The 23,876-nt window shown below is 60.7% G+C and carries 21 protein-coding genes and 1 pseudogene; 10 read left to right on the forward strand and 12 right to left on the reverse strand.

Annotated elements, in window-relative coordinates:
• Positions 1 to 104: 104 nt before the first annotated feature.
• The 3 genes from HU722_RS04580 to HU722_RS04590 are packed head-to-tail and all read left to right on the forward strand — an operon-like array spanning position 105 to position 3,670.
• Positions 105 to 764 carry a paraquat-inducible protein A gene (locus HU722_RS04580; protein ID WP_065875237.1) on the forward strand — a complete coding sequence of 220 codons (660 nt, stop codon included), beginning with the start codon at positions 105 to 107 and terminating at the stop codon, positions 762 to 764.
• Positions 751 to 1,374, forward strand: coding sequence for a paraquat-inducible protein A (locus HU722_RS04585; protein WP_049710163.1), 624 nt, complete (start codon positions 751 to 753; stop codon positions 1,372 to 1,374). The genes HU722_RS04580 and HU722_RS04585 overlap by 14 nt, the downstream gene beginning before the upstream one ends.
• Positions 1,367 to 3,670: a PqiB family protein gene (locus HU722_RS04590; RefSeq protein WP_186754944.1), complete on the forward strand. Its 2,304-nt coding sequence runs from the start codon at positions 1,367 to 1,369 to the stop codon at positions 3,668 to 3,670. Before HU722_RS04585 ends, HU722_RS04590 begins: the two co-directional genes overlap by 8 nt.
• Before the next feature lie 122 nt (positions 3,671 to 3,792).
• Here the strand turns inward: HU722_RS04590 and mksF are convergent, their stop codons facing one another.
• From mksF to mksB, 3 genes are read right to left on the reverse strand one after another with little or no spacing between them, the layout of a single operon-like run.
• The gene (mksF, locus tag HU722_RS04595) at positions 3,793 to 6,633 is read right to left on the reverse strand and encodes an Mks condensin complex protein MksF (protein WP_065890582.1); all 2,841 of its coding nucleotides are present in this window, start codon (positions 6,631 to 6,633) and stop codon (positions 3,793 to 3,795) included.
• Positions 6,630 to 7,337, reverse strand: a complete 708-nt coding sequence (gene mksE, locus HU722_RS04600; protein ID WP_016974932.1) for an Mks condensin complex protein MksE — start codon at positions 7,335 to 7,337, stop codon at positions 6,630 to 6,632. The genes mksF and mksE overlap by 4 nt, the downstream gene beginning before the upstream one ends.
• Complete coding sequence (gene mksB / locus HU722_RS04605; protein ID WP_049710159.1) at positions 7,327 to 8,604, reverse strand: Mks condensin complex protein MksB; 1,278 nt, start codon at positions 8,602 to 8,604, stop codon at positions 7,327 to 7,329. The genes mksE and mksB overlap by 11 nt, the downstream gene beginning before the upstream one ends.
• A 187-nt stretch (positions 8,605 to 8,791) precedes the next feature.
• On the opposite strand from mksB, the gene HU722_RS04610 reads away from it, so the two are divergent.
• Complete coding sequence (locus tag HU722_RS04610; RefSeq protein WP_065875234.1) at positions 8,792 to 9,535, forward strand: energy transducer TonB; 744 nt, start codon at positions 8,792 to 8,794, stop codon at positions 9,533 to 9,535.
• Positions 9,528 to 9,980 carry a ribosomal protein S18-alanine N-acetyltransferase gene (gene rimI / locus HU722_RS04615; protein ID WP_186754946.1) on the forward strand — a complete coding sequence of 151 codons (453 nt, stop codon included), beginning with the start codon at positions 9,528 to 9,530 and terminating at the stop codon, positions 9,978 to 9,980. Before HU722_RS04610 ends, rimI begins: the two co-directional genes overlap by 8 nt.
• Positions 9,981 to 10,145: 165 nt before the next feature.
• Here the strand turns inward: rimI and HU722_RS04620 are convergent, their stop codons facing one another.
• A complete protein-coding gene (locus HU722_RS04620; protein ID WP_065890581.1) occupies positions 10,146 to 10,550 on the reverse strand; it encodes a serine kinase/phosphatase in 405 nt (134 codons plus the stop codon).
• Positions 10,551 to 10,689: 139 nt separating this feature from the next.
• Between HU722_RS04620 and can the strand changes: the two genes are divergently transcribed.
• Positions 10,690 to 11,334, forward strand: coding sequence for a carbonate dehydratase (gene can, locus HU722_RS04625; RefSeq protein ID WP_065879680.1), 645 nt, complete (start codon positions 10,690 to 10,692; stop codon positions 11,332 to 11,334).
• On the opposite strand, the gene HU722_RS04630 is transcribed toward can, so the two are convergent.
• The 5 genes from HU722_RS04630 to HU722_RS04650 form a co-directional block, all read right to left on the reverse strand.
• A complete protein-coding gene (locus HU722_RS04630) occupies positions 11,276 to 11,716 on the reverse strand; it encodes a hypothetical protein (RefSeq protein ID WP_065875231.1) in 441 nt (146 codons plus the stop codon). The two genes, can and HU722_RS04630, sit on opposite strands and share 59 nt — an antisense overlap.
• Positions 11,717 to 11,863: 147 nt before the next feature.
• The gene (locus HU722_RS04635; protein ID WP_065875230.1) at positions 11,864 to 13,033 is read right to left on the reverse strand and encodes a hypothetical protein; all 1,170 of its coding nucleotides are present in this window, start codon (positions 13,031 to 13,033) and stop codon (positions 11,864 to 11,866) included.
• Positions 13,034 to 13,155: 122 nt separating this feature from the next.
• Entirely contained in the window at positions 13,156 to 14,856 is a 1,701-nt protein-coding gene (locus HU722_RS04640; RefSeq protein WP_065875229.1) for an acid phosphatase, read from the reverse strand.
• Positions 14,857 to 14,949: 93 nt separating this feature from the next.
• A complete protein-coding gene (locus HU722_RS04645) occupies positions 14,950 to 15,270 on the reverse strand; it encodes a hypothetical protein (protein WP_065875228.1) in 321 nt (106 codons plus the stop codon).
• Between the two features lie 151 nt (positions 15,271 to 15,421).
• Positions 15,422 to 16,840, reverse strand: a complete 1,419-nt coding sequence (locus HU722_RS04650) for a short-chain fatty acid transporter (RefSeq protein ID WP_065879679.1) — start codon at positions 16,838 to 16,840, stop codon at positions 15,422 to 15,424.
• Between the two features lie 186 nt (positions 16,841 to 17,026).
• On the opposite strand from HU722_RS04650, the gene HU722_RS04655 reads away from it, so the two are divergent.
• Entirely contained in the window at positions 17,027 to 18,316 is a 1,290-nt protein-coding gene (locus HU722_RS04655; RefSeq protein WP_186754950.1) for an MFS transporter, read from the forward strand.
• Positions 18,317 to 18,319: 3 nt separating this feature from the next.
• On the opposite strand, the gene HU722_RS04660 is transcribed toward HU722_RS04655, so the two are convergent.
• On the reverse strand, positions 18,320 to 19,690 hold the full coding sequence (locus tag HU722_RS04660; RefSeq protein ID WP_065875225.1) for a GntT/GntP/DsdX family permease: 1,371 nt from the start codon (positions 19,688 to 19,690) through the stop codon (positions 18,320 to 18,322).
• A 137-nt stretch (positions 19,691 to 19,827) separates the two neighbouring features.
• Here HU722_RS04660 and HU722_RS04665 point away from each other — a divergent pair.
• Positions 19,828 to 20,008 (forward strand): annotated as a pseudogene (locus tag HU722_RS04665) (chemotaxis protein); the annotation flags it as partial.
• Positions 20,009 to 20,061: 53 nt separating this feature from the next.
• Complete coding sequence (locus tag HU722_RS04670) at positions 20,062 to 20,637, forward strand: flavin reductase family protein (RefSeq protein WP_065875223.1); 576 nt, start codon at positions 20,062 to 20,064, stop codon at positions 20,635 to 20,637.
• A 3-nt stretch (positions 20,638 to 20,640) separates the two neighbouring features.
• Here the strand turns inward: HU722_RS04670 and HU722_RS04675 are convergent, their stop codons facing one another.
• A complete protein-coding gene (locus HU722_RS04675) occupies positions 20,641 to 21,525 on the reverse strand; it encodes a LysR family transcriptional regulator (RefSeq protein WP_065875222.1) in 885 nt (294 codons plus the stop codon).
• Between the two features lie 121 nt (positions 21,526 to 21,646).
• Between HU722_RS04675 and HU722_RS04680 the strand changes: the two genes are divergently transcribed.
• Positions 21,647 to 22,990, forward strand: a complete 1,344-nt coding sequence (locus HU722_RS04680; protein WP_083213964.1) for an MFS transporter — start codon at positions 21,647 to 21,649, stop codon at positions 22,988 to 22,990.
• A gap of 39 nt (positions 22,991 to 23,029) precedes the next feature.
• On the opposite strand, the gene HU722_RS04685 is transcribed toward HU722_RS04680, so the two are convergent.
• A complete protein-coding gene (locus HU722_RS04685) occupies positions 23,030 to 23,839 on the reverse strand; it encodes an AraC family transcriptional regulator (RefSeq protein ID WP_065890579.1) in 810 nt (269 codons plus the stop codon).
• Positions 23,840 to 23,876 lie beyond the last annotated feature (37 nt).

Raw genomic sequence — 23,876 nt, forward strand, 5'->3', positions numbered from 1 at the left:
CGTAGCCAAGCGCACCCGAACTCGTCAAACAAATATGCACAGTTATTTCTGAACCAGACCACTAGAATAGGCACCTAACCTTTTTTAGAGTCCGAGCCCTACTTATGCCCGAGCCGGTTGATGCCCTTGAGGTATCGGATTTACCACTGGACGACCTGGCGGCATGCCATGAGTGCGACTTGCTGATGCGCAAGCCGGTGCTGGCCGTCGGTGAAAAAGCCCAATGCCCACGGTGCGGTTATGAGCTTTATGCTCATCGCCACAACGTCGTTGAGCGAAGCCTCGCCCTGGTGCTGGCCGCGCTGCTGCTGTATATCCCTGCGAACTTTTTGCCGATCATGCAGCTCAATCTACTCGGGCAGTCCTCGGAAGACACCGTATGGAGTGGCGTTGTCGGTCTGTTCAATACCGGTATGCAGGGGGTCGCCGCCGTTGTGTTTCTTTGCAGCATGGCCATTCCGCTGCTCAAATTACTCTGCCAATTGGCTGTGTTGCTCAGCATCCGCTGGAATATCGGCCGCAGTTATGGGCTGCTGTTGTACCGCATCTACCATCACATGAAAGATTGGGGAATGTTGGAGGTCTACTTGATGGGCGTGCTGGTGGCGATTGTAAAACTCGCCGACATGGCCTCCATCACGGTCGGCCTTGGTTTGGTCTGCTTTATCAGCCTATTAATGGTTCAGGTGCTGCTTGAGGTGGTGATGTCGCCCCACCAGATCTGGCAAGCGTTGTCAGGAGAGGATGATCATGCGGGCGATTGATGCGGGCATTCTGATTTGTACTGAATGCCACGAACTGAATAAACAAGACGCTGACTCCGACGAGCAACTCTGTACCCGTTGCGGTGCGCTGATTCATGCCCGACGCCCGAACAGCCTCACACGCACCTGGGCGTTGCTGATCACGGCGGCAATCTTGTATATCCCCGCCAATCTGCTGCCCATCATGACCGTCAACTCGTTAGGGCAGGGCGAGCCCAGTACTATCATGGCAGGCGTGATCCAACTGATGCAGCACGGCATGTACCCCATCGCAGCAGTCGTGTTCATCGCCAGTATTCTGGTCCCCACATTCAAGTTGGTGGGCATTGGGCTGCTACTGTTCTCAGTGCAGCGCCACCAGCCGCTGTCCGCCCAGCAACGCATTGTGATGTACCGCTTTATCGAGTTCATTGGCCGCTGGTCCATGCTGGATATTTTCGTAATCGCCATTCTGGTGGCGGTCGTAAACTTTGGGCGACTTGCCAGTGTCGAGGCCAATCTCGGTGCTGCGGCGTTCGCCAGTGTGGTGATCTTGACGATGTTCGCCGCAGTAACCTTTGATCCCCGACTGATTTGGGATAACACGGAGTCGGACGACGACAATGAGTGATTTGCCTAAAGCTAAAACCCGCCCGGCCTCCAATTGGTCGGCTATCTGGGTGTTGCCTCTGATTGCCCTGATCATCGGCGGCTGGTTGGGATGGCGTGCCTACTCCCAGCAAGGCCTCGAAATTCAGGTTCGCTTTGAAAGCGGTGAAGGGATCCAGGCCAATAAGACAGAAGTGGTCTACAAAGGCATGCCCGTGGGCAAGGTCAAAACCCTGGCCCTTGACGACGAAGGCAGCAATCGCGGGGTGATTGCCACCATCGAGATGAACAAGGACGTCGAGCAATACCTCAGGACCAACACCCGTTTCTGGCTGGTCAAGCCGAGCGTTACCCTGGCGGGTATCACGGGCCTCGAAACCCTGGTCTCGGGTAACTACATTGCTGCCAGCCCTGGCGACGGTGAGCCCACACGTAAATTCAAGGCACTCTCCGAAGAGCCGCCCTTGTCCGACGCCAAGCCCGGTCTGCACCTGACTATCAAGGCCGATCGCCTCGGTTCACTGGACCGTGGAAGCCCTGTGTTCTACAAGCAGATCCAGGTCGGCCAGGTTAAAAGCTACCTGCTCTCCGAGGACCAAAGCACCGTCGAGATCAAGGTCTACATCGAGCCGACCTACGCCAACCTGGTGCGCAAACACACGCGCTTCTGGAACGCCAGCGGCATCAGCATTGACGCCAATCTCTCCGGCGTGAAGGTGCGCAGCGAATCCCTCTCGAGTATTGTCGCTGGCGGTATCGCCTTCGCCACGCCAGAGAACCGCAAGGACAGTCCGCCGACCGATCCGAGCCTGCCGTTCCGCTTGTATGAGGATTTCGACGCCGCCGCAGCCGGTATCAAGGTCAAGGTCAAACTCTCTGACTTTGAGGGCCTGCAGGCCGGCCGCACGCCGGTGATGTACAAAGGCATCCAGGTCGGCAGTCTGAAGACCTTGAAGATCAACCCGGACCTGTCTAGCGCTAATGCCGAGCTGACACTCGACCCCCTGGCGGAAGACTACCTGGTCCAGGACACCCAGTTCTGGGTGGTCAAACCTTCCATTTCCCTTGCCGGTATCACCGGGCTTGAGGCATTGGTCAAAGGTAACTACATCGCCATTCGGCCCGGTGACAAAGGCACCCCGCCGCAGCGTGAATATGAGGCTCGCGCCAAGGCGCCGCCGTTGGACCTGCGCTCCCCCGGCCTGCATATGGTGCTGCTCACCGACACCCTGAGCTCGCTGGATGTCGGCAGCCCGATCCTTTACAAACAGGTCAAGGTCGGTTCGGTTCAGAGCTATCAGTTTTCGCGCAAGAAAAAACAGCTCGTGATCGGCGTTCATATCGAGAAGGAATACGAAAACCTGGTCAACGGTTCGACGCGATTCTGGAATGCCAGCGGCGTCACCCTCACGGGTGGCCTCACGGGAGGCATCCAGGTAAAAAGTGAATCCTTGGCCAGCTTGATGGCCGGCGGTATCGCTTTCGAAACGCCGGAGCCGAACGTGCCGTTGAAAAAACGCATCCCGCGTTTCCGCCTGTTCGCCGACCGCGAGGCCGCCAACCAGCACGGCACGTTGGTGACCATCAAAGTTGACCGCGCCGACGGCATGCGCCCTGGCACACCCGTGCGGTTCAAGGGCCTGGATGTGGGCAAGATTGAAAGCGTCGACCTCAGCGCCGACATGCAGTCGGTATTGCTCAGCGCGCGTATCACTCAGGTAGCGGACCGCATCGCACGGGTTGGCAGCCAGTTCTGGGTGGTCAAGCCAGAGTTGGGCTTGATGAAAACCTCTAACCTGGAAACTCTGGTCACCGGCCAATACATCGAAGTGCAACCGGCAGCCAGAAATGGCGGGCCACAAAAAAACTTCGTCGCCCTGGAACAGCCGCCTGAGGCTGCTCATAAGGAAGAGGGCCTGAGCCTGACACTCAGCGCCGCCCGCCGTGGTTCGCTGAAGGAAGGCGTTCCGGTCACCTATCGCGAAGTCACCGTGGGCAAAGTCACCGGCTATGAGCTGGGCCAGACCGCTGACCGTGTCCTCATCCATATCCTGATTGAGCCCAAGTACGCCGCCCTCGTGCGCAGCGGCAGTCGTTTCTGGAACACCAGCGGCTTCGGCTTCGACTTCGGGCTGTTCAAAGGTGCCTCCGTACGTACTGAATCCCTGGAGACCTTGGTCGCTGGCGGTATCGCCTTTGCCACGCCAGACGGCGAACGCATGGGCAACGCGGCGCGGCCACAGCAAACCTTCCCGCTGTTCGACAAGTTTGAGGATGAGTGGCTGACCTGGGCGCCTAAGATTCAACTCGGCAAGTAAACCGAGGTGCGTCCATCGCGGGCTTGTCCGCGATGAGGCCCTTCCATTCGACACAAAAAAACCAGCCATAAAAAAGGCCGCGATCCATAAGATCGCGGCCTTGTGCGTTTCAGCTATTCAAGTCAGACCTCATCCAACTCCGGCTCATCCGCCTGCACGTTCACCGTCGCCTTCACTACATCGTGACGACGGATGTACTTCCAATCCGCCTCATCGATATAGATCCCGTTCGGCCCGCTACCGCCTTCCAGGTCGATCGCCACCTGGGCGGATACCTGCGGCTTCACACTGGCCAGAATAGGCACGAAGCCCAGCTGCAAGCTCGTCTCCAGCAAGGCGGCCTGGTTCTTCTCATCGATGTCTGCTGCCTCGTCGAGGTAGTACGGCAAACGCACACGCCCGGCTTGGTCGCGATCCATCAAGTGCAGCAACAAGTACATGTTGGTCAGCGCCTTGATGGTCATGGTGGTGCCGTTGGACGCCGCACCATCGATATCGGTATGAATCACCGGCTGACCGTTTACCTTGGTGATCTCGAACGCCAGTTCGAACAAATCCTTTAGGCCCAACTGGTTATGGTTGGCAGCTACCAGGCGCGCCAGGTACTCCTTGGCTTCTTCGTTCTTGTTGTCCTGCTCGGCGCTATGGCTTAGGTCGAACACCGACAGCGTCTCGCCTTCTTCATACTGACCGGCACTGTGGATGATCTGGTCGATATGCTTGAGCGCTTCCTTGTTCGGCGCCAGCACAATACGGAAGCTTTGCAGGTTGGACACCTGGCGCTTGTTGATCTCGCGGTTGAACAACGCCAACTGGTGCTCAAGGCTGTCGTAGTCGCTACGGATATTGCGCAGGGTCCGGGCGATATCGGTGACGGCTGCACGGCGCGCCTTGCCCAGGGTCAGGGCTTCATCGGTACGGTGTGCATAAGCGTTGATCAGCAGTTGCAGGCGACGCTCAACGTCGTCCTCGCTGTCGAACTTGGCCACGCCCTTGAGGCGCACCTGCGCATACAGCGCTTCGATCTGGCCATCGGCGCGCAACAAACCTTGCCAGCTGTCCTGATAGTCATTGAGCAGCGGCAGCAGGTTGTCCATGGAATCGTCGACCGGGTCCATGAACGGCGTGCCGAACGGCAAGTCCGCCGGCAGCAACTGACGACGGCGCAAGGCGTCATCCAGCGTGCGCTGCTTGGCTTCCATGTCGCCGATCTGACGGCCGACCAATTGCAGCTTGGCCGACAACTGCTGGACGCGCTCGGTAAACGCATCACTGGAACGCTTCAACTCATCTTGCGCCGCTTCCATCTGCGCCAGGTTTTCCAGTTTCTCGCCTTCTTCTGCGCTCAGGGTCTGCGCGCGACGGAAGTCTTCCAGCGCTTTCTGCGCATCAAGTACCTGCTGGTACAGCGCTTCAGTCTGGGTTTTGCTCGCCGCGCGGTCAGACGCCACAGCCTGCTGGGTTTTCAGCTGCTTGAGTTCTTTTTCCAGACGCTCTTTCTGGTCGCGCAACGCCGCGCGATCCGCCAAGGCCTGCAACGCCGGTGGCTCGATGTGCGAGATATCGATGGCCAGCCCCGGTACTTCAAAACGCTCGCCCTTGAAGCCATCGAGGATCTGCTCCAGGGATTTCACCCACAGGCCTTCCTCGTCCAGCGTGATGCCATGCTCGCCCAGCGGCAGGCTGAACAGCGAACTGTTGAACAGGCGCATCAGTCGCTCGACATCCTGCTGCGAGAATTCTTCCCGTAGCTTGGCGTAGCTGTTGTTGTCCGCGTGATCCAGCTGCTGCTTGACCGACTTCAAGCGTTTTTCCAGGTCGCGCAGACGCTCGTCCAGGTCCTCGGCACTGAACTGTCGGGATTGCGCCAAGGCACCCGCCAACTCATCGTGAGCATCCTTGGCCGCCAGCAGTTGCTGCTCCAGCACCTTGACGTCATCGACCAGCGCAAAGCGATGCTTGAGCACCGACAGCTCGCCCAGCCAACGCTGAATACCGCTGATCTCACGCTCCAGTCGCATCAATTCCTGGGTGCCGCCACGCTGGTCGTTCTGCAGGGCATCCTGCTCGTTGCGGTAATGCTCGGCCTGGATCGTCAGCTCTTCCTTGCGTGCACTGGCGTAGTCGGACCAAGTGCCCAGCAACGAATCCAGCAATGGCGACAGGCGATGCAATTTGCCGCGCAAAATATCGCGTTGTTTCACGCCATTCGCCAGGGCTTCCACCAACGGCCCGGCAGCAACCAACGCGTTGTAGTCCTGCTCCATGCGTCGTACGTCGCGGAAGGCTTCTTCGCACGCCGCGATGTAATCAACACTGCCGGAACGCAGGCTGTGTTCGAAGGCATCCAGGAACAATTGCTTGAGCTTGGCCGCGGTGATTTCGCGCATGTGCAGCAGGTTGATAAACAGCGCGCGGAACGTCTTGAGGCTCTGTTCGCTGGTAGAGCGCAGCGGAATCAACGTCAGGTCCAGCGGGATCGATGTATGGCCACCCACCAGCAAACGGCGCAGCTCATCCGGCTTCAGCTCGTAGGCTTTGAGGCCCTCGCGCTCAAGGTTGGTGAACAGCTCTTTCTGACGCAGGCAGGTGTCATTCTTCTGATAGTGGGCCAGGTCCAGCTTGCCGGCATAGGCAAAGAACTGGTGCCCGAAACCGCCACCCGGGCCGCGCCCGACCACGCCGATTACATGCGGGCCGTGGGGCAGGGAGACTTCCACGAGGATGTAGCTGGTGTCGGTAGCGAAGTAGAAGCGCCGCGATTGTTCCAGGGTGTACTTGCCGAAACTCATGTCCGACATGCGCGCCAGGATCGGGAACTGCAAGGCGTTGATCGACGCGGATTTACCCAGGTTGTTTGCGCCGTAAACCGACAGCGGTTCTTCCAGCGGGAACAAACCCAGGCTGTAACCGGCGGTGTTCAATAGGGCGAAGCGGCGGATGCCGTAGCGTTCCTTACTCATGCGTCGGTCTCCTGTTCTTCGGCAATGGCGCGGGCCAGGGCGTCTTCTTCGCTTTCATCCGCGAAGTCGCTCAAGTCGAGAGGGTCATCGGTTTTCAGCAATTTCTCATCGCTGTCTTCGTCGATGATCACCGGCGCCGGCAGTGGCAACACGCTGTGCACGCTGGCAGCGAGGTCGCGGTCCTGCTGCACCGACAGGCACACATCCAGGAAACGGTGCATCGGCGGCAGGAAGCGGTAAATGCCGTTGTCTTCGCTGGCAAAACCCAGCTGGGTCATGCGGCGCATGATTTTTTCTTCGAGCTCTTCCTGGGTCTGCACTTCGGCCTGGATAAACAGGTCGCGGTACTTCTCCAACAGCGACGGCAGCTCATCGCGGCCCAGGCTGCCACCATCCAGCACGGCAATCGGGTCACGACCCTGGTCGGCCAAGTGCTCGACGATGATGAACGTGAACAACGCCAGGCGCTGCGCGGTCTTGTTTACCTGCGCGGCAGCCACGGCGGTGTCCGGCACGAAGTAGTAGAAGCCCCGCGTATCGCACACCAGCTCAAAGCCCAGGGCCTTGAACAGCGTGCGGTACTGGTCCTGGAAGTTCGACAGTTGCGCGTACAGCTCCGGATCGCGGCGGCTGACGTGGTAACCCTTGAACAGCTCGCGAAAGATCGGCGCCAGTTGGGACAGTTCGGATAGATCAAGATGCATAAGGTGTGCTCGCGGAATTCTCGGCCGCGTCAGGCGTGGCCGGGAGCAGGGCGAATGAGCGCAGGCTGACCTGGTGCTCGTGTGTGTGGTAATCGCGGCGTTCCAGGCGCTCGCGCTTGAAGCGTTTTTCGCGCGAGAGGCGCGAGAACCAGTACAGCAACTCGTCGGTCGCGCCGTCCGGTTCCTGCTCCAGCAGCCAGGTCATCAAGTCCGGCATCGGCAGCGCGTCTTCGCAGCGCTCGAGCATTTCCTTGACCGTCCGCGGTGCGCGCTGGGCTTCGCCCTTGTGGGATTTGTGCGCCTTGGGGAACCGCGCCGGTTTCGGCTCGAAATTCGCCAGGGCATACACATAAGCTTCCACCTGGCTGGCACTGCCGAGGAAGGTGCTTTGCGGCCGGGTAAACATCGGCATCGCTGCTTGCGGTACCGCGTCCAGGCCTTTGCGGCGGATCGCCGACAGCGCCAGCGCCGCGCCACGGGTCACGGCGTTGTGCCGGCGCGCTTCTTCGCGCAGAGGCAACAGCAGTTCCCGCGCATGACGCAAAGTCAGTTGGGCGCTAGTCTGCATTTCGAGGATGCGCGCGTGGGTGCGCAGCAGCATGTCGTCGTCCACCAGGTGGCCGAGGCGCTGTTGCTCAGTGAGCATGCGCAGCAGCACATTCTCCACCTTGCGCACGCCTTGCTCGAAGGCGCCGTCGGCGTTCACCAGTTGGATCATCGGTTCGACGTATTCGTCCCAGGTCGCCAGGACTTCGGCGTAGCGCTGGCGCAACGGGATCTGGCGGTCGCTGGTCTTGGCGCGGTCGGCCACGGCGGCTAGGGCCTGTTCGTCGTTGGCGAGTTTTTTCAACACGTCGCGCACGCGCATGTCGAGCAGGCGCAGCTGGCGGGCCAGGTCGTGGCCATCACGAATGTCGAAGGCGTCCTGGATATACCCGGCCAGGCGTTCGAGGTGGCGCAGGTAGGCTTCGATTTCCAGGCACAGGCCAAGCCGGTGCTCCTTACGAAGATAAGCCAGGAAGTCGTGGATCTGCGCGTTGAGCTCGAAACGGTTCGGGCTCTTGGCGACAGGCACCAGGATATCCAGGCGAATCCACACGTCCAGCAGGCTGGTGATGTCCTGGGGCGTGCTGTCCAGTTGTTGGGCGGCCAGTTGCGCACGCAGTTCGCTAAGGCTCAGGGTGCCTTGGTCGAAGTGTTCGCACAGTGGCTCAAGTAAGGCCCAGTGTTCGGCGAGGGCGCGCAGGACGCGCTTGGGTTCGATCATGGGAATGGCCGGCTGGTTGGCGATTAAAAGTCGCGATTGTACTGCATCGGACGCGGGATTTATCCACAGCCGGTCAGTGTGTAGTGGGCGATTGTTACCGAACAGCGGTAGAATCGCCGCTCTTTAGTTATCCACAAGTGGCCGAGCTGTGCTTATCGAGTCCCGACGTCGCGCTTACTTGACCGCCATGCAGGTGGTCAACTGGCTGCCCCGCACCGAACTGCCGTTTGCCGCACCGTCGCGGCCTGAGCTGTTGCAGGCGCTTGAGCCCTATGAGGCGTTCGAGTCTTCGGGCGAGGAGGCGGCCGCGCCGGTTGCGGTGGTCAAGCCTGTGCCCGAGGCGCGCCCCGTGGTCGAGCGGGCGAAGATCGAAGTGCCGCGCCCATCGCCGGTCGTCAAAGCCGTGGTCGTCGAAGAGGCCGCGCCGGTGGCCAAGGCTCCGGTGGTGCCGCCACCGCGCTTCGCCCTGCAATTGCTGCGGGCCGGGCGTTGCCTGCTGCTGGTCGAGTTACCGACCGGCGAGCGTTTCCAGACCCGCGACCCGGCCTACATGCTGCTCAAGGACATGCTGCGCGCCGCCGGCCTGCCCGATAGCCCACAGATTGTCGGCGACCCGGTGCGCTGGCCGTTGCTGGTGCGCGGCACCATGGACCAGGGCCCGGAAGCGGCGCGGGATTTTGTGCAAGGCTTTGTGTCGGCGCGCCTGGAAGACGAACCCTGTGTATGCCTGTGGCTGATCGGCCTGCCCGCCGTGCGGTTTGCCGGCGAAGCCAACGCCGAGGCCTGGTACCGCGAACTGCAAGTCGAAGGCTTGGGTTCGGTGTGGGCCCTGCCGGGCCTGGAATTATTAATGGAAGAGCCACAGCGTAAGGCTGATGTCTGGCAAGCCATGCGCCGGCTGATGGCGCGCTGGAAAACAACCGATGAGTGAGGCTTTATCCTTCCGCCCGATGACCGAGGCCGACCTCGACGCCGTGCTGAAAATTGAATACGCGGCTTTCAGCCACCCCTGGACCCGCGGAATTTTTCTCGACGGGCTGGGCAAGTATCAGATCTGGTTGATGTTTGAAGGTGAGCAGCAGGTGGGGCACGGTGTGGTGCAGATCATCCTTGATGAAGCGCATTTGCTGAATATCACCGTCAAGCCGGAGAACCAGAGCCGTGGCCTGGGTTTGGCGCTGTTGGAGCACTTGATGTCCCGTGCCTATGCCGCCAATGCGCGTGAGTGCTTCCTGGAAGTGCGGGATAGCAATACCGGCGCATTTCGCTTGTATGAGCGCTACGGCTTCAACGAGATCGGACGGCGTCGGGATTACTACCCTGCTGTGGGGGGGCGCGAGGATGCGGTCGTCATGGCCTGCACCCTGATCGACTGAACACAAAACTCAGTGTCCACACAGGCTCCTGTGGGAGCCGGGCTTGCCCGCGATGCAGGCGCCGCGGTGCGTCATCCACACCGCGGCGTTGCAATCGCAGGCAAGCCAGCTCCCACACAAGCCAGCTCCCACAGGGCCAGTTTTTACAGTGAGCTCCGTGGCGTTTCAGCGATTGCCGTCAACGGGATCAAGGTCGGCCAGTTCGGCCTCATCCAACCCATTCCCGCCGCCAATCTCATCCTCGTCCACGATGCTCAAGTCGAAATCCGCCGGATTATCGTCACCTTCCTCTCGAGCATCCCGCGCACCATCCTCGCGGATCAATGTTTCCGGGCTCATGTCGTCATCCGTTGACTCATGATCGTCGGTGGACGCTCCGGTCATCCCTGCTTCACGTACCCGTTCGTCAGGTATCAGGTGCTCGCGCTCGCGAGGCGGGATTTCATCGCCAATCTCAGCCGTTTGATCGGGCTCGTCAAAATCCAGCTCGCGCATAGAACCCATGCGATCTTCGTTATCATCAATCGGTTCGGGCTGTGTAGCGCCGTAGGGACGTCGTGATTCAGTCATGGCCAATCCTCATACTGTGGGGCTTATAGTGTGTGGACAGGCCGTGCGCCCCAAAGATTCAAGCTAATTTGCGCTAGGCGTGACCCGCAAGCGAGGTTGTCAGTCACAAAACTGCGCAACATTCCTGAGGCTTTCCCTGATGAACGAACTACAAGACCTGCTTGATAACAATGAGCGCTGGGCGGACGCGATCAAACAGGAAGATCCCGAATTCTTCGCCAAGCTCGCCCGTCAGCAAACCCCGGAATACCTGTGGATCGGCTGCTCCGATGCACGCGTACCGGCCAACGAGATCGTCGGCATGCTGCCCGGTGATCTGTTTGTGCACCGCAACGTGGCCAATGTGGTGCTGCACACCGACCTCAATTGCCTGTCGGTGATCCAGTACGCCGTGGACGTGCTCAAGGTCAAACACATCCTCGTCACCGGCCACTATGGCTGCGGCGGCGTGCGCGCCTCGATGCAGGACCGGCAGTTCGGCCTGATCGACGGCTGGCTGCGCACCATTCGCGACCTCTACTACGAAAACCGTGAGGTGTTGGCCGAGTTGCCGACCGAAGAAGAACGTGTGGACCGTATGTGCGAGCTGAATGTGATCCAGCAAGTGGCCAACGTTGGTCACACCAGCATTGTGCAAAACGCTTGGCACCGTGGGCAGAGTCTGTCGATCCATGGTTGCATCTACGGCATCAAGGATGGTCGCTGGAAGAGTTTGAACACGACCATCAGTGGCTTTGAGCAACTGCCGCCGCAATATCGTCTGCGTCCGTTGGGTGAAGTCTAGTCTCGGCATGATCGATGGTCAGCAGCTCACCGGCACGGATTTCACGCAAGGACCAGACCTCAAGGTAGTGCTTGTCGACACATACGTTCGGATCGCTGGAGGGTGAAAACAGCCCGCTGAACCAGCAGTCGTACAGGTGGACGCGCGGCGACAATTGCACGGTACAGGGGCGTTGCTCGCCCACCGCGTAGCCGGAGATCTTGGCGATGCACACGCGGCTATTGAAGTCGACAAGCGCCTTGATCCCTGCGCTCAGGCCATTAGCCACCTGCACCACCTCGAACTGCGCGGTAGAAGGGTAGCCCTTCTCAAGGTGTGACTTGAAGGGGTAAAGGCATTCGCTCTCGACGGTTTTAGCCTTATCCATGGTCAGAGTTTTCATCACTCTCCTCGGGTAGGCTGCATCGACCTGCAGGTGGTGTCTGACTACCAGTCTTGCAGCGGATGGACGCGGTTCAAGACTCGCTGAACAGGGCGCCGATTTCTACTGTCATTGTTGACAGTAGAAATCGGTTGGTTTTTGTGCAGCTTATAGCGCCGGGGTTGCAATAGCGGGGGATGGGGCGGCGTTCTTCAGCTGCTTCAACTGTGCCTTGATGGCGGGCGTGGCGCATTTTGCGTTTGCCTGCTCCGAGGGCAGGTTGCGCACCGAGCTGTAGAACAACTCACACGTCTGCTCCTTGCGCGTGACCTGCCAGGTGTTCATGCACGCTTTAAGCATCACATTCGGGTCACTCGCCGGTTTCTGCCCCATTCCGGCCTGCCAGCAGGCGGCGCTCAAGTCCTGGCCCATCACCTTCAAGCCGGCCTCGTCGGCTTTCTGTTCGTTGCCCTCGTAGGTGTCCGGGCTTGCGGCATACCAGATGTAACTCGGATGGTTGGCGCCCAGCACCGGCACGGTCTGGCCGGCCCCCGGGCTGATCTGCGCCAGGCCCAATACACCCACGGTCTGCCCGTATTGCTGCTTGATCCAGCTGCGCACGGGCGCGCCAAACGCCACCATCGGCAATGCCCCTTTGGCGGGCAGGCTCAGTTCCTGGACCATGCGCATCTGGTAATCAGTGAAGTAGCTGTAGACGGCTTCCAGGTCCTTGCCGGCGTTGGAAGGCGCGGCGATGGGCGCGATGTCGATGATGGTCTGGTAAGCCGGTGTTTCAGTGGCCGGGATGCCATTGTCGACGAGCAGGGCTGCCCAACGGTCAGTGGTGGCCGATTCCAGGTAATCCTGGGCCTGAGTCAGCGAGTAATCCGGCGGGAAGTGCAGCAGCTCGATGCTTTTGCGATTTTCCAGGGCCATGCCCAGCGGCAGGAACAGGTACCAGTTGTAGGCCCACTTGCCGTCACTGTTGAGTTTGCTGGCGCCTTGATAGGCCAGGTCGGCGGTATTGAGCAGGGTGGTCAGGGGTTGGCCATAACTGTCAGGGACGCCACTGAACGTCGCTGCTACCTGCCCGTCATGGGTCTTGACGCTGACTTTAGCGCGGCTGTACCCATCCCGTTGCAGGCTCTGGCTCAGATAATGCTCGGCGGTCTGCTCCAGCGTCCATGGCCGAAAACAGATCACATTGCAGTTATTGGGGTAGGCGAACAGTTGGGTCACACGCTGCGTGCTCCCCAGCGGTACCTCGATGTCGGCCTGTACGACCGCACTCGCCATCAGTGCGGCCAGGGTGAAGGACAGCCTGGTCGGTTTAAACATGGTTGTTTCCTTGTCAGCGAAAGCCCGTCTGCGCGGGATGAAAGCCCACCTCCACACAGTAGCGTCTGACCAGGAAAACCGCGTGCTAAATCACCCGATGTGTCGTTATTGGATACGAAAACCTACAGGCTGAATTGCAAAGCGTTACTCAAGTCGCCCATCGGCTTTTGGCCGCGGGCGATCATCGCGTCATCACGTTGCTTCAGGCCGTCCAAGGTCTCCAGCTGGAACACTCGGGTGATCAACCGCAGGATCGATGCCGTGTCGTACACCGTATGGTCCACCGTGCCTTTGCGCGCGAACGGTGACACCACGAGCGCCGGCACCCGCGTGCCAGGACCCCAGCGGTCGCCCTTGGGCGGAGCCACGTGGTCCCACCAGCCGCCGTTTTCGTCGACGGTCACCACCACCACCATATTTTTCCACTGCGGGCTGTCTTGCAGGACTTTCAAGGCGCGGACGATGTGGCGGTCGCCCGAGGCCACGTCGGCATAACCCGCATGCATGTTCAGGTTGCCCTGAGGCTTGTAGAAGGTCACGGCGGGCAGCTTGCCGGCTTGGGCGTCGGCGAAGAACCTGTTGGTGCTCGACTCATCACCCAAACCACCGTCGCGCAGGCGTTTGTCACGTTCGGCGCGGTTCTCGGGGCCTTGTTTTTTGAAGTAGTTGAACGGCTGGTGGTGATACTGGAAGTTCGGAATCTTCGGAATCCCGCCCGAATCCTTGAACTGGTCCAACGTCGCTTGCCACGCGCCGGCGTACCACGCCCAGTCGACGTTCTTTTTCGACAGCTTGTCGCCGATGTGTTCGTGGGTTTGCGGCACCAGCACGTTGGGCAGGTCGGGCTTGGCGTAATCCGGATTTTCCGGGTCCCGAATCCAGGTCGGCCAGTAGGGCGGGGCCAGGGTGTTCACGCCGTAGCCATCCGGGGTGAGGGCGCTGGGACCGAACTGCGGGGGGCCAGTCATGGCGCTGGCCGGGGACTTGTCCAGCGGCTTGAGGCGCGGGTCGGTGGGATCTTCACTTTGCAGCGTGGCGATCTGCGCCTTGGCTACCGATTGAGCCGCATTCGGGTAAAACGGCGCGGTGGCGCTGACCAGATACTGGTGGTTGAGGAACGAGCCACCGAAAGCCCCCTGGAAAAAGTTATCGCAGAGCACAAACGCCTTGGCCACGTCCCACAGGCGTAGCGAATAACGGGTCTGGGCGTAGTGGCCCATCACCAAGCCGCCGGAGTCCGCCCAGGCGACGAAGTTATCGTTCTTGCCGCCGTTGATCTGCATCTGGTTTTGATAAAACACATGCCACAAGTCGCGGGTCACCAGGCTCAAGGGCAAGTCTTCAGCGTTGGGGCCCTTAAGAGCAAATGGCGCGTTAGGCAGGTTTTCCTGGAATTGCACGTCGCTGGGGTAGGTCACCCCATCTACAGTCTGCGGGCCCACTTGCAATACGCCACCCCAAACCGGGGGCAGCGTGCTCAGTACGCTGCCGTCGCGGTCGCGTTGCTGGGTGTCGGCGGCAGAAAGTGCCGACAGCGGTTTCTCCACCCCGGGGAAATCGGCAAACAAATTGTTGAAGCTGCGATTCTCTGCGTAGATGACCACCACGGTTTTCACCTGATCACGCAGCGCTTTGTCGAGCTCCTGCGGCGTGAGCGGCCGCGTCACAGGTTTGCCTGGCGCTTCGCTGGTGTTGCCGCAGGCACTCAAGGTGGCGCCAACCCCCAACACCGCCGCACCCCCCAGGAAGCGCCGGCGGCTGGTGTCTACCGGCGGCTGGGCTACGGAATCGGCGGAAGGGTGGTCTTCGTGATCGTCACTCATAGCGGGGAATCCCTGGCGAGTTGTTGCAAGATATTTCGCCAGGACGGTAGCAATGCAATATGACGGAACGAAGACAATTATGGAGTCAGAGGCTCACAACAGGCGCAATGCCAACTGGCTGCCGGCTCGCAAGTACTCTACCTGCGCCGTCAGCGCATCCTTGACGATGGCCTCGCCCGTGTCAGTCAGCTTGGCTTTTTTCGAATCGATAACAGTGGTCTGCAACAGCTGCATCGCCACGTCGATCGATTTCTGGAAGGCTGTGACGTTGTTATGCAGGCCAAACTCCTTGATAACGGTCGCCATACGACGGTCGGCATCGTCACGCAAAGCGCGGTACTCCGTGACCGAAACGTTGTCGTCCTTATAAATATCAGTGATCAACTCTTCCAACGATTTGGATAGGGGCGTCATCGGATTTTCCTTGGTGTTTTGTGAGTGGGAATCCGAGTCAGGTTAATCAAAGAGGTTGGCGGGAGGAGTCAGGTATTGCCATCGCGTGGGGTGGGACAACCCCACGCGATTCATCAGAAACAGGCCTCAATCGACAAGCTGACCACTGTCGTTAAGGCATCACCGGAGGCAAATATTTCAACGTCGTCCCCAACGCCCACAACAGGAACAACACCAGCGGCGTGTGCACCAGCAACTGCACGAACGAAAAGCCGATCAAATCCCGCGCCTTCAACCCCAATACCCCCAGCAGCGGCAGCATGTAGAACGGGTTGATCAGGTTCGGCAACGCTTCAGCGGCGTTATAAATCTGCACCGCCCAGCCCAAGTGGTACTGCAGGTCATTGGCCACTTGCATCACATAGGGCGCTTCGATGATCCACTTGCCACCGCCTGACGGGATAAAGAAGCCCAGCACCGCCGAGTACACGCCCATCAGCAGCGCGTAGGTGTCATGGGAGGCGATGGAGGTGAAGAAGGTCGAGATATGGTGTGCCAGCGTCTGGCCGTCGCCGCCTTTGACCACGGTCATCAGTGCCGCGATCGAGCCGTACAGCGGGAACTGGATCAGTACACCGGTGGTGGTCGGCACCGCACGGGCCACTGCATCGAGGAAGCTGCGCGGGCGCCAGTGCAGCAGGGCGCCAACCATGATGAACAGGAAGTTATAGGTGTTCAGCCCCGAGATGGCGCTGATCGCCGGCTTGGTCGAGAACTCATGGAACAGCCAGCCGGCAGCCAGCAACGCCAACAGGATAGTCAGCAACGGGCTGTGTTCCAGCCATTCGCCCGGTCGGGTCGGTGCTTGTAGCTTCGGCAGATTGAACGCCGGGTCGACGCCGCAGGCCTTGGCATCGCGCGCGCTGTTCGGGCCGGGCGCGGTGGCATAGGCGATGATCAGCGACACCACGATCAGCGCCAGCAACAGCACGCCGGATTGCCACAGGAAAATCGTGTCGGTGAACGGGATCACCCCAGTGATCGACAAAATCGACGGCGGCAGGCTCGCCGGGTTGGCCTGCAACTGCGCGGCCGACGACGACAGCCCCAACGCCCACACGGCACCGAGCCCCAAGTAAGCCGCAGCACCGGCCGCGCGATAATCCATGCGCAAATCGGTACGACGCGCCAACGCCCGCACCAGCAACCCACCAAACACCAGGGACAAGCCCCAGTTCAACAATGAGGCGACCATCGAGATCAACGCCACCCAGGCCACGGCCGAGCGACCGTTCTTGGGGATACGCGCCAGGCGGTCGATCAGTTTTACCGCAGGCGGCGAGCTGGCCACCACATAACCACCGATCACTACAAAGGCCATCTGCATCGTAAAGGGGATCAGGCTCCAGAACCCATCACCAAAGGCTTTGGCAGCATCGGTCGGCGCGGCGCCCATGCCCAGGGCCGCCACGGCGACAATGATCACGGCGAGGGCGGCAAACACCCAGGAGTCTGGAAACCAGCGTTCGGCGAAGTTGGAACAGCGCAGGGCAAATCGGGCATAGCGGCTTTCTTCGATAGCATCGGCCACGGGGCATTCCTCTTGTATTTATTAGGGGGGGCGGCAGTTTTCCGGCATGTTCCGCTACGGTCATTGATATGGGAATGCAGTTATCTTCATCGATCCATGAGGAAAACAAATATATCTGTCGCGATTGCCATCATTGGACTCAGCTCATAACCTGCACGCCATTTTGTTTGTCTGCCGAGCCTTCACATGACTGCCACCTTTTCCTCACAGGCGCAGCGTTTTTCCCGCTCCGACTACAAAACCCTGGGCCTGGCCGCCCTGGGCGGTGCCCTGGAAATCTACGATTTCATCATCTTCGTTTTTTTTGCGCTGACCTTGAGCCAGCTGTTCTTCCCCCCGGAAATGCCCGAGTGGCTGCGCCTGCTGCAAAGCTTCGGCATCTTCGTCACGGGTTACCTTGCGCGCCCGTTGGGCGGCATCCTGATGGCCCATTTCGCCGATCACCTGGGACGCAAGCGCGTGTTCAGCCTGAGCATCCTGATGATGGCCATGCCCTGCCTGCTGATCGGGATCATGCCGACCTACGCGCAAATCGGCTATTTCGCACCCTTGATCCTGCTGGCGCTGCGCGTGCTGCAAGGCGCAGCGGTGGGCGGTGAAGTCCCTAGCGCCTGGACCTTCGTTGCCGAACACGCGCCGCCCCATCATCGTGGCTACGCCCTGGGTTTCCTGCAAGCCGGCCTGACCTTCGGCTACCTGCTTGGCGCACTCACTGCCACATTGCTGGCACAAGTCTTCACCCCGGCTGAAATCCTCGATTACGCCTGGCGCTTCCCGTTCCTGCTCGGCGGCGTATTCGGTGTGATCGGCGTATGGCTGCGTCGCTGGCTCAGCGAAACCCCAGTGTTCCTCGAAATGCAGGCTCGCCGCCTAGCCGCCGCCGAGATGCCGCTGCGCACTGTATTGCGCGACCACCGCGCCGTGTTGCTGCCGGCGATGATCCTCACCTGCGTCCTGACGTCAGCCGTGGTCGTCCTCGTGGTCATCACCCCAACCATGATGCAAAAAACCTTCGGCATGAGCCCCAGCCACACCTTCGCCTTGAGTGCCTTGGGCATCGTCTTCCTCAACATTGGCTGCGTATTGGCGGGCTTGCTCGTAGACCGCATCGGCGCCTGGCGTGCCGTGCTGGTCTACAGCCTGTTGCTGCCAGCGGGGATTGCGGTTCTGTACGCGAGCCTGATCAACGGCGGCATCTGGTTAGGTGCGGCCTATGCCGTGGCGGGCTTGAGTTGCGGAGTGGTGGGCGCGGTGCCATCGGTGATGGTCGGGTTGTTCCCGGCGCCGGTGCGGGTGTCGGGGATTTCCTTTACCTACAACATTGCGTATGCGCTGTGGGCGAGTACCACGCCGTTATTGCTGATTGCATTGATGCCGACCAGCCCGTGGATTTGCGTGGGGTATTGCGTGGTGATGGGCGCGGTGGGGGTGTTGAGTGTGGCGCTGTTTGGCAGGCGCCACACCTTGGCCGCCTAGTTATCAGGTCAAGAAGTGCCAGAACAGCAACGTACCCACCAGGCCGACGACGGACACAATCGTCTGCAACACCGACCACACCCAAATCGTCTGCTTCAACTGCAAGCCAAAATACTCACGCACCATCCAGAACCCTGCGTCGTTGACGTGGCAGAAGAACACCGAGCCCGCACCAATCGCCAGCGCCACCAACGAGCTTTGCGTCGCTGCCAACCCCGCCATCATCGGCGCGAGAATGCCCGCAGTCGTGGTGGTGGCGACAGTCGCCGAGCCAGTGGCTTGGCGCAACGCCACGGCGATCAACCAAGCCAGCAACAGGTACGGCATGTGCGCACCTTCGGCGACCTTGCTGATGGTCTGGCTTACGCCAGCGTCCAGCAGGGTTTGCTTGAGGCCACCGCCGGCGCCGATGGTCAGCAGCAACACGGCGATGGGCGCGAGGGCTTTGCGCAGGGTATTGCCGACTTCCGCACGCGGCATGCCGGCGGCCCAGCCCAGGCAGATCACGGCGGCGATCACGGCCAGGCCGAGGGCGATCAGCGGTTCACCGAGGAACTTCAAGGTCAGGCCGACGGTGCTTTCGGCCGGCAGGGCGACCTTGGCCAAGGTGCTGCCCAGCATCAGGATCACCGGCAACAGAATGATCAGCAACGACACACCAAAGCTCGGCTGCCGCGGCGCCTTGGGCGGTGCGCTGAACAGTGCCCCGATGTCGGCCGGCTCATCCACGTGCAGGCGCTTGGACAGCCAGTTGCCATAGATCGGGCCAGCAAGAATCACTGCCGGCACCGCCAGGCAGAAGCCCAGCAACATGGTCAGGCCCAGGTCGGCGTGCAGCGCGCCCACCGCAATCAGTGGTCCCGGATGCGGTGGCATCAGGGCGTGCAGGGTGGTCATGCCGGCCAAGGCGGGAATGGCGATTTTCAGCAGGGGCTGGTTCGAACGCTTAGCCATCACAAAGATGATCGGCACCATCATCACCAGGCCCACTTCGAAGAACAGTGGTAGGCCGATCACCATGGCCACCAGCGCCATCACCCAAGGCAATGACTTGCCCTTGCCCAGCCCGAGCAGGGTAGTGGCGATGCGGTCGGCCGCACCGGATTCCGCCATCAATGCGCCAAGCATCGAGCCCAGGGCAATGATGATCCCGGCTTCACCCAGGATCGCCCCAGCGCCTTTGCTGAATGCCTTGGCCACTTCTTCCGGCGGCAGGCCAGCGCCGACGCCGGCGATAAAGGTGCCGATCAGGATCGACAGAAATGGCGGCAGTTTGGTCGCGCTGATCAGCACGATGATGCTGGCGATGGCCAGCAGTACGCAGAGCATAAGACGGGTGTCGTGAACCATCCACGCGGCGGTCGATAACTCCAAAACGGGACTCCTTATCGAGCAGGCTGGCTAAATTGTTTCTTTTTGTTTCTGCTTGAAAAGCATACCTGATAGAACTGCCGCGTAGCATTCATGAGCCGCTTTGGTGCGTTGAATTTAACGGGAAGCTGATGCGCGCCTTGCGTCAGAACCAGGACAAGGCTCGCGATGCGGTCACCCTGATGACCGGTGGCCGCCTGCAAGTCGAGCACGGCCTGGCCCTGGCGGCCGAGGCAGGCACGGTGATCGTGGAAACGCCAGGACGGCGCGCAGGAAGTGGTCAGCGCAGTGGAGCCGTTCGCCAACCCACTGTCGAGTTGAGCGTAGGGCTTCAGGTATCGTAGGTGCTTTCTTGCATGAAGAGTCGACCTTCCATGAGCCCTACCCACTGTCGCCCCGTTCCGCTGTCCAAGGCCTACCGTTTGCTCAACCACGGCCCGACCGTGTTGGTGAGCGCCGCACACAACGGCCAGCGCAATATCATGGCCGCCGCTTGGGCGATGCCGCTGGATTTTGAGCCGCCGAAAGTCGCCGTGGTGTTGGACAAGGCAACATGGACCCGCCAACTGCTGGAAGGCGCCGGCACCTTTGTGCTTCAGGTGCCTTGCGCGGCGCAGGCGGATCTCGTGCAGACGGTCGGCAACACCACCGGCTCCGAGACTGACAAGTTTGCTGCTTACGGTGTGCAAGCGTTCAAGGGTGAACACACCGAAGCGCCGCTGCTGGAAGGCTGCGTGGCGTGGCTGGAATGCCGCCTGCTGCCCGAGCCTCACAATCAGCAGACTTACGATCTTTTCCTGGGTGAAGTCGTCGCGGCCTATGCCGACGACCGCGTGTTCAGCGACGGCCGGTGGCACTTCGAAGGGCATGATGAACTGCGCACGTTGCACCATGTGGCGGGCGGGCATTTCCTCACCATCGGCCAGCCGATTGATGGGCGCCAGCTCTAAGCCTTACCAGCGTGCGTTTGCCAGCGCTTCGGCAAACGCCATCAGCTTCGGTGAATATTGCCGCGACGGCGGATAGACCAGCGAGATCGCCCGACTGCGTCCGGCAACGTCTTCCAAGATACGCACCAGGCGCCCGGCTGCGAGGTCGTCGCGCACGGCAAAATCCATCACCTGGGCGATGCCGAAACCGCCCACGGCACCGTCGACTAAGGCATCGCCGATATCAAAGATCAGCCGTCCTTCGACGCTCACGTCCCGCACCTTGCCCTCGATCATGAATTGCCAATCCACCATGCGCCCGCTGCGCAAATTGCGCACGGTGAGGCAGTGGTGGTCCTTGAGATCATCAACGCTTTGCGGAGTGCCAAAGCGCGCTAGGTAGGCGGGGGCGGCGACCGTGACCCAGCGTAATGGCGGCAGGGCGCGGGCGATCAGGCGTTGGTCCTGGATCTCGCCGGTACGCAGCAACGCATCGAAGCCTTCGTCGATGATGTCCACCAGACGGTCAGTCATCACCGCTTCGATACGCAACTCGGGGTAACGCAAGGTCAATTCGCCGATGACCGGCATCACCACTTTGCGCCCGAACAACGACGGCGTACTGATCTTTAACAGGCCCGAAGGGCTGCTGCGCCGGTCGAGCATCAGCTTCTCGGCTTCAGCCAATTCCGCCAGTAACGGCGCGCTGCGCTCGTACAACATCTGCCCGTCGGGGGTGAGGCTGACGCTGCGCGTGTTGCGTTGCAGCAGGCGCACGCCCAGTTCGTTTTCCAGGCGCGAAATGGCGCGGGACAAGCCGGATTGAGTCAGACCCAGGTCGCTGGCCGCGCGCGTGAAACTGCGGGTTTCGGCCACGCGGACCAGCAAGCGAACGGCGTTCAGATCCATGATTAAAGTCATTACTGAAAGAGTGATAGCGCTATTTATCATCTATCCGGCATGAAAGACACTGACGACCTCTCATTCCGGACAGGACGCTGTGATGCCTTCCTCTCGACCCTCAGGCTGGATGCTGACGTTGCTGGCCACGGCGCAACTGATCATCGCGCTGGATGCCACCATTGTGTTTGTCGCGTTGCCGCAGATCGGCACGCACCTGGATTTCTCCGCCCAGCAATTGCAATGGGTGGTGAGCGCCTACAGCGTGGCGTTTGGCGGTTTCCTGCTGCTGGGCGGCAGGGCCACGGACTTGCTCGGCAAGCGCCGCTTGTACCGGGTGGGGCAGTCACTCTACGCATTGGCTTCCCTGGCGGCCGTGCTCGGCGGCAGCGCGGTATTGCTGGTGCTGGCGCGAGCGGTGCAGGGCGTGGGTGGCGCGATGTTGTTCCCGGCCACCTTGGCGCTGATCAATACCCACTACGCCGAAGGGCCAGCACGCAACCGTGCGTTCGCCGTGTGGAGTGCGGCGTCGGCGGCGGGCCTGGCGCTGGGCGCGTTGCTCGGTGGTGTACTGACCCAGGTGTGGGGCTGGGAAGCAGTGTTCTTGGTGAATGTGCCTTTGGCCGGTGGCTGCGCCTGGGCGGCGCGTTACTGGATACCCGCCGATGGTGAGCGTGCGCGGGGGCGCAACTTTGATATCAGCGGCGCGTTGACCGTGACCGTCGGCGGTACTTTGCTGGTGTTCTCGTTGGTACAAGGTCCGGAGTGGGGTTGGGCAGCAACGTCCACCCTCGGTTGCCTGGCGTTGGCGGTGGCCCTGCTCGGGCTGTTCACCTGGATCGAACATCGCGGCCGCGACCCGCTGATGCCGCTGCGTTTGTTGGCCTACCGTGAGCTGCGCATGGCGATGGTGCTGACGGCGGTGTTCATGAGCAGTTTTGGTGTGCAGTACTACTTTCTGGCGTTGTATTACCAGCAAGTCTACGGCTACAGCGTGTTGCAGGCGGGGTTGGCATTTTTGCCGGCGACGTTGGTGTGCACGTTCGGCATCTGGCTGGCGGAGCGCTCGTTGGCCAGGATTGGGTTGCGTAATACGTTGGTCATTGGGCAGCTAGCCGGCGCGGTCGGAATCGCGCTGGTGTGCTGGGCGTTGCCGACCGGTGTGGGGTTCTGGTCGCTGCTGCCAGGGATTTTCATCTTGAGCATCGGCCAGGGCATGACTTGGACCGCGATGTGGGTAGCGGCGGGTCTGGGTATCCGGCCGGGTGAGCAGGGCGTGGCAGCGGGGATGGCGTCCACCAGCCAGCAGAACGGCGGGGCGCTGGGGTTGGCGGTATTGGTGTCGGTGGCGAGTGCGGGAGGGATTGAGCTGGCGTTGTGGTGGAGTGCGGCGATTGCGCTGGCGGGGGCGGTGTTGGCGCTGCGCTTGAGAGAAAGCAGCCCTGGGGCGATCACGTTTTTGGACGCAACATAAATCAAAATGTGGGAGCGGGTTGCATTTCAAATCGGGGTTTCAGCGCCCGAGCATCTTCACCCAACGCGACGGTGGCATGCCGTAGGTGCTGCGAAATTGCCGAGTCATGTGGCTCTGGTCGGTGAACCCCGCGGTCAACGCCGCGTCTACCAGCGACTGGCCCTGGGTCAACAGGCTGCGCACCAGGTCCAGCCGACGCATGGTCAGGTAGCGGTAGGGGCTGGTGCCGAACAACAGGCGAAAATCCCGCGATAGCGCCCAGCGGTCCCGGCCGGCGTGTTCGGCCATTTCATCCAGGGTGATGCTGCGGCCCAAGGCGCTGTGGATAAACTCCCGGGCGCGCTCGGCGGCGAGGTAATCGAAGGTCTTGCGGCTGACGATACCGCCCGAGAGGTTGTTCAGCGCATGGGCCAAATCGAACAGGGCGTCCTGCTCCTGCAACGGGTCGATGGGGTTATCCAGGTTTTGCAGCAGCACTTCGCTGGCGCGGAACAGCCTTGGGTCTGTGGATAAACCACTGGGGATAAAGGGCAACGGCTTGCCACCGAGAATCTGCTGGATCAGCGATGGCTCGATGTAAATCATCCGGTATTTGAAACCTTCGTCACTGCCGGCGTGACCGTCATGGGTCTCATCGGGGTGAAGCACCATGGTCGTGCCAGGCAGGCTGTGGATCATGGCGCCGCGATAGTGAAAGCTTTGCACGCCAGTCAACGTACGCCCGATGGCGTAGGTGTCGTGGCGATGCGGGTCAAAGGCAAAGCCGGCGAAGTACGCCTCGATACGGTCCAGGCCACTGGCGTGCGGGGCGCGGTGTAGCCAATCGAGGGTGACGGAGGGATTGCCCATGGTGAGTGGTCACAAAAAAGAGGTGGAAACACGTTAA

It is taken from the genome of Pseudomonas tritici (genome assembly GCF_014268275.3).
GTDB lineage: Bacteria > Pseudomonadota > Gammaproteobacteria > Pseudomonadales > Pseudomonadaceae > Aquipseudomonas > Aquipseudomonas tritici.

Coding starts and splice junctions, on each gene's coding strand:
- HU722_RS04580 (WP_065875237.1), top strand. CDS start 105: ATGCCCGAGCCGGTTGATGCCCTTGAGGTATCGGATTTACCACTGGAC.
- can (WP_065879680.1), top strand. CDS start 10,690: ATGAACGAACTACAAGACCTGCTTGATAACAATGAGCGCTGGGCGGAC.
- HU722_RS04630 (WP_065875231.1), bottom strand. CDS start 11,716: ATGAAAACTCTGACCATGGATAAGGCTAAAACCGTCGAGAGCGAATGC.
- HU722_RS04655 (WP_186754950.1), top strand. CDS start 17,027: ATGACTGCCACCTTTTCCTCACAGGCGCAGCGTTTTTCCCGCTCCGAC.
- HU722_RS04610 (WP_065875234.1), top strand. CDS start 8,792: ATGCAGGTGGTCAACTGGCTGCCCCGCACCGAACTGCCGTTTGCCGCA.
- HU722_RS04680 (WP_083213964.1), top strand. CDS start 21,647: ATGCTGACGTTGCTGGCCACGGCGCAACTGATCATCGCGCTGGATGCC.
- HU722_RS04645 (WP_065875228.1), bottom strand. CDS start 15,270: ATGACGCCCCTATCCAAATCGTTGGAAGAGTTGATCACTGATATTTAT.
- mksB (WP_049710159.1), bottom strand. CDS start 8,604: ATGATCGAACCCAAGCGCGTCCTGCGCGCCCTCGCCGAACACTGGGCC.
- HU722_RS04670 (WP_065875223.1), top strand. CDS start 20,062: ATGAGCCCTACCCACTGTCGCCCCGTTCCGCTGTCCAAGGCCTACCGT.
- HU722_RS04620 (WP_065890581.1), bottom strand. CDS start 10,550: ATGACTGAATCACGACGTCCCTACGGCGCTACACAGCCCGAACCGATT.
- HU722_RS04585 (WP_049710163.1), top strand. CDS start 751: ATGCGGGCGATTGATGCGGGCATTCTGATTTGTACTGAATGCCACGAA.
- mksE (WP_016974932.1), bottom strand. CDS start 7,337: ATGCATCTTGATCTATCCGAACTGTCCCAACTGGCGCCGATCTTTCGC.
- HU722_RS04635 (WP_065875230.1), bottom strand. CDS start 13,033: ATGTTTAAACCGACCAGGCTGTCCTTCACCCTGGCCGCACTGATGGCG.
- HU722_RS04685 (WP_065890579.1), bottom strand. CDS start 23,839: ATGGGCAATCCCTCCGTCACCCTCGATTGGCTACACCGCGCCCCGCAC.
- mksF (WP_065890582.1), bottom strand. CDS start 6,633: ATGAGTAAGGAACGCTACGGCATCCGCCGCTTCGCCCTATTGAACACC.
- HU722_RS04640 (WP_065875229.1), bottom strand. CDS start 14,856: ATGAGTGACGATCACGAAGACCACCCTTCCGCCGATTCCGTAGCCCAG.
- HU722_RS04675 (WP_065875222.1), bottom strand. CDS start 21,525: ATGGATCTGAACGCCGTTCGCTTGCTGGTCCGCGTGGCCGAAACCCGC.
- HU722_RS04590 (WP_186754944.1), top strand. CDS start 1,367: ATGAGTGATTTGCCTAAAGCTAAAACCCGCCCGGCCTCCAATTGGTCG.
- rimI (WP_186754946.1), top strand. CDS start 9,528: ATGAGTGAGGCTTTATCCTTCCGCCCGATGACCGAGGCCGACCTCGAC.